5 protein-coding genes and 2 pseudogenes are annotated in these 6,144 nt (G+C 70.3%); 2 read left to right on the forward strand and 5 right to left on the reverse strand.

The window, feature by feature from the left end:
* Positions 1 to 15 precede the first annotated feature (15 nt).
* Positions 16 to 493: pseudogene (locus tag ACWC21_RS08570) on the reverse strand (PfkB family carbohydrate kinase); the annotation flags it as partial.
* 222 nt (positions 494 to 715) lie between these two features.
* A complete protein-coding gene (locus ACWC21_RS08575; RefSeq protein WP_450879486.1) occupies positions 716 to 1,288 on the reverse strand; it encodes a TetR/AcrR family transcriptional regulator in 573 nt (190 codons plus the stop codon).
* A gap of 140 nt (positions 1,289 to 1,428) precedes the next feature.
* On the opposite strand from ACWC21_RS08575, the gene ACWC21_RS08580 reads away from it, so the two are divergent.
* Positions 1,429 to 2,166, forward strand: a complete 738-nt coding sequence (locus ACWC21_RS08580; protein WP_450879488.1) for an SDR family oxidoreductase — start codon at positions 1,429 to 1,431, stop codon at positions 2,164 to 2,166.
* 282 nt (positions 2,167 to 2,448) lie between these two features.
* On the opposite strand, the gene ACWC21_RS08585 is transcribed toward ACWC21_RS08580, so the two are convergent.
* Both ACWC21_RS08585 and ACWC21_RS08590 read right to left on the reverse strand, forming a co-directional pair.
* Positions 2,449 to 2,928: a nuclear transport factor 2 family protein gene (locus ACWC21_RS08585; protein ID WP_450879490.1), complete on the reverse strand. Its 480-nt coding sequence runs from the start codon at positions 2,926 to 2,928 to the stop codon at positions 2,449 to 2,451.
* A 33-nt stretch (positions 2,929 to 2,961) separates the two neighbouring features.
* Positions 2,962 to 3,587, reverse strand: a pseudogene (locus ACWC21_RS08590) (sigma factor).
* Positions 3,588 to 3,860: 273 nt separating this feature from the next.
* On the opposite strand from ACWC21_RS08590, the gene ACWC21_RS08595 reads away from it, so the two are divergent.
* Positions 3,861 to 4,688: a maleylpyruvate isomerase family mycothiol-dependent enzyme gene (locus tag ACWC21_RS08595; RefSeq protein ID WP_450879492.1), complete on the forward strand. Its 828-nt coding sequence runs from the start codon at positions 3,861 to 3,863 to the stop codon at positions 4,686 to 4,688.
* Between the two features lie 42 nt (positions 4,689 to 4,730).
* Here ACWC21_RS08595 and ACWC21_RS08600 read toward each other — a convergent pair.
* A partial coding sequence (locus ACWC21_RS08600) for an SMI1/KNR4 family protein (protein ID WP_450879494.1) occupies positions 4,731 to 6,144 on the reverse strand: 1,414 nt, incomplete at its 5' end.

Raw genomic sequence — 6,144 nt, forward strand, 5'->3', positions numbered from 1 at the left:
TGCCGACTTCCGCCAGGCCGCGTGCCAGGTGTCGCAGGCTTGTTCGGGGGTGGCGCCTGGCAGGAGCAGGGCGAGGTCGTCTTCGCTGAGGCGGACGATGTCAGCGAGGGCGCACCAGTGCGGGAGTCGTTGGTGGTAGGCGGCGGGCGGTACGAGCAGGGGACGGACGTCGGGGTCGATGGATACGGTGGCGTGTTCCCGTGCCTTGGCGAGGTGGTCCTCGATGTGGCTGCCGCCGGGCCGGCGTATCAGCGCGAGGGAGCCGGCGTGCACGGCGGCGGTGTCGGTCGGCGCGGTGGACAGTTCGTCGGCGGTCCACTGACAGTCGGCGGCAGCGTCGGCGACGAAGGAGTAGGTGGCCTGGCCGCTGTGGTCGAGGTCGGACAATGGCGAGGGTGCTGGGCTCAGGGGCGGTCAGGGTGTCGGTCAGGTCGACGCCGGAGGCACTGAGGTGGTTGCGGAGGAGGGTGCCGAAGACGTCGGTGGACATTCGCCATACTCATGGGCTGTCTTTCTGTGGAAGGGGGCGGGCCCGCAGGGGCGCGGGCCAGACGCCGTCCCTTCCTGGCCGGTTTTCGTGTGCTGAGTCAGCCCTTGACGGCGGAGCTGGCGACCCGCTACGCGGCCCGGGCGCGCCGAAGCCGGAGGAGGACGATGTCGGCGAGGAGTGACCGGGCCGGGTCCCGTGAGGGCAGGGCGGACGATCCGTGGGTCCTCATTCACGGGGTTTGAGGCCGTCCAGGATGAGGTCGAGCAGGCGTTCTGCCTGTTGTCGGTGTTCTGCGCCCGCCGACGTGAGGGCGATGCCCTCCAGTGCGGCGCTGATGTCAGTGGGGGGAATGTCGGTTCGGATCTTCCCGGCTGCCGCGCATGCGTCCATGAGAGTGGTGACGGCAGTCTGGATCATCTCTCTGCTGTGGCCGTAGGGGTTGCTTCCCGTCGCGGCGATGGCGCGCAAGGCGTCGATCATGCCGTACTTCGTGGTGACGTAGTCCAGGAAGAGACGCGTCCATGAGCGCAGGGCCTCGTCCGGCGACTTCTGCGTCAGTAGGGAAGAGGCGGAATCGCACAGCTGGGCCACCTCGTTGCGGTAGACCGCCTCGACCAGAGCTTCCCGGGTGGGGAAGTTGCGGTACAGGGTCGCACTGCCCACCCCCGCTTCCTTGGCGATTCGGTCCATCTGCGCGTTGAGGCCCTCCGTGGTGAACACGCGTGCAGCAGCGGTGAGGATCTTGCCTCTGTTGCGCTGTGCGTCGGCTCGCAACGGTCGGCGTGCTTCGTCGACCATCCTTTTCGGCTCTCCTTCCCGGGTGCCCCGACTTGCTAAGTGGGGACCTCCCCACTTACGCTTCCAACAAGTGGGGACGACTCCGTTTTCACTGTAGGTCACACGATGACCTGTGCACACCTCCCGGAAGGAACCTGATCATGTCGACCATCCAGGGCAAGGTCATCGCGATCACGGGTGCCAGCAGCGGCATCGGTGAGGCGACCGCGAACTTACTTGCCGAAAAGGGAGCCCGGCTCGTACTCGGAGCCCGGCGTGAGGACCGACTGAGCGCTGTGGTGAACGGCATCACGGCCAAGGGCGGAACCGCCACCGGTATTACCGTCGACGTCACACGCCGCGAAGACCTCCACCGCCTTACCGATACCGCCATCGAGCAGTTCGGCCGCCTCGACGTCCTCATCTCCAACGCGGGCACCATGGCTGTCTCCCCGTTCGATGAACTACGCCAGGACGACTGGGACGCCATGGTCTCCACGCACATCACTGGTCTGCTCAATGGCATAGGAGCGGCCCTCCCCGTCTTTCGCCGACAAGGCTCCGGTCACTTCGTCAACGTAAGCTCCACCGCGGCCTACGTCGTCACATCTCCGCTGAGCGTCTACGCGGCCACCAAGACGGCGGTGAACGTGATCTCCGAGGGTTTGCGCCAGGAATCGGGCCCCGACCTGAGCGTGACTGTCGTATCGCCCGGCTTCACCCACACCGAGGGTGTCGGCAAGGGGGGCAGCCCCCAGGTGTCGGCCACGTTGACGCAGATGCGCGACGAGATCGCAATGCCGCCCTCCGCCATCGCCTCCGCCATCGGCTACGCGATCGAGCAGCCCGCCGGCGTCGACGTCAACGAGATCGTCGTCCGGCCCACCGTGCAAGCCTGACAACACGGCACTGATCGGTGGCGTGGCCCGTCCTGGTGCCCGTGTTTCAACCGCGCCGCGATGGATGATGCACGCGGCTCGACGCCACGTGGCACGGCGCGTTCACCGGCGCCACCTTCCCGCTCAGCTGGGCCGACACCTGCCACATCGCTGAGCTCATCGGCGCGCCGCACACCAACCGTGCGACCTTTGCCCGGTCGACGGGCCGTCGGATCGGTGTGTTGTCTGTGGCGGCCTGATCAGCTGAAGGTTCGACCTTCCTTCAGCGTCGCGGTGCCGGGCCTAGTCCGCAGGCGCTGCGGCGAACGCGTCCGGCAGCCGGGGAGGGGGGCCCTGGGTCCACACCACCCGCAGCGCTGAAGCGGCGATCCGCCAGCCGTCAGCCGTCCTGACGAGCGCGGTGTCGGCATGGCCGGCGGAGATGAACACACTGCCTGAGCCGTCTGCCAGGACATGGGTGCTCAACTGGGCGCCACGGGCAGTGGCCCGGGAACCGTCGATCTCGATGACGGCGTTGGTGCCCAGATGCACGGTTCGCTCGAACAGTGCCATCGCCTGCCGGACACGGGTCCGAAGGGCTGCGCGGCCACGAACCGTGCCGACGGGCATCTCCGCGGTGACGTCTTCGGTGTGGAAGGCCCGAGCCCATTCCTCGTCGAAGACCCCCTCGTCCAGGGAACGCAGGTAGCGGTCCAGCAGGTCGGTGATCTCGGCGCGGTCGGTCAGGGCCTGCAGCTGTCGCTGCATCGCTTCGGTATCCATGACGGAAGACTCCTTCCTCAAGCGCGCTTGAGGTCAAGGCGTGTGCCCCGGGGCCGACCAGCGGCGTAGCTTGTCGGGGTTGAGTACCGCCCAGATGCGGGTGATCCGATCGCCCGCGAAGGCGAAGGCGTACACCGCCACGGTGCGGCCGCCCTGCCGGGCGACGAGACCGGGCCCGCCGTTGACCGTGAGGCCAGCCGGCGGCAGGCCGCGGGCGTGCGGCCGACGATGACGGCGACCTCGCTGAAGGAGTAGCGGAAGACGTCGTGCAGGATGAACGCTACGCGTTCGGCCGGGGTCATCGATTCGAGCACGACGAGAAAGGCCATGCCGACCGACTCGTCGAGGGTCACGCGGTCGGCCGGGTCGGCCGTGGCGCTGCCTGCCGGCCCGGTGGCCCACTGGGTGGGTTCGGGCAGCGGCTCGGGGATCCGTTCGCCCACGTAGCGCTCGCACCGGGCCCGTGCCGAGCCGAGCAGGTCCAGGCAGATGCGGCCCGCGACCTTGGTCGGCCAGGCGCCGGGGGACTCGATGGCGTCCTGCTGCCGGCGGGACATGGCGTACCAGCGTGCTTAGGTCTCCTGGACGGCGTCCTCCGCCTCGGCCAGGGAGCCCAGCAGCCGGTAGGCGAGATTGATCAGCTGACGCCGCTCTCCCATGATCGCGACGAGGCGCTGATCGTCTCCGGTGGTCACGATGTGAGGTCGGCGTCTCGCCTCACATTCCGGTGCGCTGTGCCGTCGTACTGCTGACACCGGCACAGCATCCCCCGTGATGTGACAAGGAGGCGGCGCCAAACGGCTGGGGCCGTGCCGTGCGGGCTTCGCCGCCCCCGTCACCTCCGGGAGTTGCCGCGCGCCCCCGGGTCTGGTTGGGTACGAGCGCCGCAGGCGCGTCGGGTGTGCCGGCGGGTGGGGAGTGGAGCGAGCAACGTGCACACGACGGTACGACAGGACGGCTCCTGGCCCCTGCCCGCCGGGCTGGGGGCGGCGATCCGGGGCACAGCCGAGGAGATCGCCGCGCTGGTGCGCGGCGCGAGCGATACGGCGCTCGCCGTGCCGGGGTCGCAGTGGACCGTCGGAGAGGTCGCCGCCCATCTGGCCATGGCCAACGAACTGATGGCAGACCTGGCCGCCGGCCGGGAGCGCCCCTACGGCGACGGAACGCCGCAGAGCCTCGCCGGGGCCAACGCGGAGTCCCTCGCCCTGTTCGCCGAGCGCCGGGCGGAGCCTCTGGCAACGATGATCACGGAGCAGGCCGAGGCGTTCCTCGGCGCGTTGTCGCTCGCTACGGCCGACGGCCCGGCACCGACCACGCCCCTGGGCCCGATGAACCGGTCCGTTCTGGCGTCGTACCTGCTCACGCACATGCTCGGCCATGGATACGACCTGGCCCGTGCCGTGCGGCGTCCCCACATGCTCGACCCGGCACGGGTGGGCCTGTGCATGCCGTTCATGCTGTCGGTCATGCCACGTGTCGCGAACCCCGCGAACACGGCGGGGCTCACGGCTCGTTACCGGATCCGGCTGCGCGGGGGCGAAGCGTTCGGTGTGTTCCTGACCGACGGTGCCGTGCAGGTGACACCGGGGGCACCAGCGCGGCGCGCGGACTGCAGCATCCTGCTCGACCCCGTCGCCTTCCTGCTCATCGCGCTCGGCAGGCTGAATCCCTGGCGTGCCATCGCCCGGGGGCAGGTCCTCGCCTGGGGTCCCCGGCCGTGGCTGGCTCCCCGCTTCCCGTCCCTGTTCACAGCACCCTGAGCGGTCCACCGGCGCGCATCGATGCGCCCCGCACCCGCGCGTTCACGGCCGGTGCCGCACGAATCGGAGGTGAGCGTATCCCTCCCCCGCTCGTGGCGCCCGGGTCCAGGACCTGGTGGTGAACGTGGGGAGCCTGCCCCGGGTCAGAGCGAAACGGGGGAGCGAGACTCCGAGTTCGGCGTACAGGGCTTCCAACACACGTCGTTCTGCGTGCGGTTCCGCGTCATCCGGGCGGAACAGCCGTGCGGGGTCCAGGGCGTCGGGTATCGCACCGGAGCGTTGTATGTCCGTACCGCGCACGGTGAACGCATAGAGCTCCTCGCCCTTCTCGGCCACCGACAGGTGGAACGCGGCCGGGCGTGCTCCCGGGGAGGAGTGCCTCGGTTCGCGCCACACCACCACCGCGCGGCCGCACGAGGAGGCAGCCCTGGCCGGGGACTGGAACAGCTTGTTCATGCGGTGGTGCGAGTGGACGTCGAAGGCGAAGGCCCACGCTTGGTTGGTGCGGCCGACGGCGACCACGGCCCTGTCCTCCCAGGGTTCCACGCCTTCGCGCTCGCGGGGCCTGGGTACCCGCCAGAACGCCATGCGCACATCCGTGGGCGTGCTCAGCTCGGCGCCTTCCTCACCGATCAGGGCGGGCAGGCGGGCGGGGTCGATCCCCTCGGCCCAGACACCGCGGTATCCGTCGAGCGGCTGCCCGTTCGCCGCGGGCTCCGTCAGCCAGGCCAGGCCCGGCGGGTCCAGATCGGGCACCGGCTCGGGAGCGGGTCCCGTCTCCCCCGCCCGCGGTGTCGCGAGGATCTCCCGCCCGCGCTCCGGGGTGACCAGCGAACCCAGGACCGGATCGGCGAGCAGGCCGATCGGAGCGATCAGCGAGGGACCGGGTGCCTCCCATCGCGGGAGCGCTTCCCGCAACAGCCGCCAGGCGGCGTCGGTCGCCCCCCAGCGGGCCGACTCCCGGGCCTCGGCGACGGCCCGGCCCCATGCGCCGGGAGGCGCGTAGCGATGGGTGCCGTCCCGCATCCTGCTCAGCACGGTCTCCGCGGTCCCACGGTCGGCACCGCGGGCGGTCATCATCCCGAGCCAGTGGTCGTCCCCGCCCGGGCGCCCTTCGCCGCGCGCCGGCTCCATCGCCTCCACGGGCAGGATCTCGGGAAGGTACCGGGGGTCGGCCACGAGATTGCCGTACCCCCGGGAGCTGTTCGGGGCCAGCAGATGCCTGAGCTGGTCGAGCAGGACGGCGCTCCCCGGCCGTCCGAAGGACCGCGCCTCCTCGAGCAGGGGCAGGGCCTCCGCGTACCGTCCGCGCAGTGCCAGCAGACGGGCCTCCGCCACGTGGGCGTCCTGGGCCAGGGTGGTCGCGTTCACGAAGTCGGGGCTCCGCGCCCGGTCGGCGTGGAAGCGGCGGTACATGGCCTCCATGTACGCGCGGAACGACGGGTAGCGGTCCGGT

Source organism: Streptomyces sp. NPDC001348 (assembly GCF_053597535.1).

Excerpts from the sequence above, each read along its gene's own strand:
- ACWC21_RS08580 (WP_450879488.1), top strand. The coding sequence starts at position 1,429 with ATGTCGACCATCCAGGGCAAGGTCATCGCGATCACGGGTGCCAGCAGC.
- ACWC21_RS08575 (WP_450879486.1), bottom strand. The coding sequence starts at position 1,288 with ATGGTCGACGAAGCACGCCGACCGTTGCGAGCCGACGCACAGCGCAAC.
- ACWC21_RS08585 (WP_450879490.1), bottom strand. The coding sequence starts at position 2,928 with ATGGATACCGAAGCGATGCAGCGACAGCTGCAGGCCCTGACCGACCGC.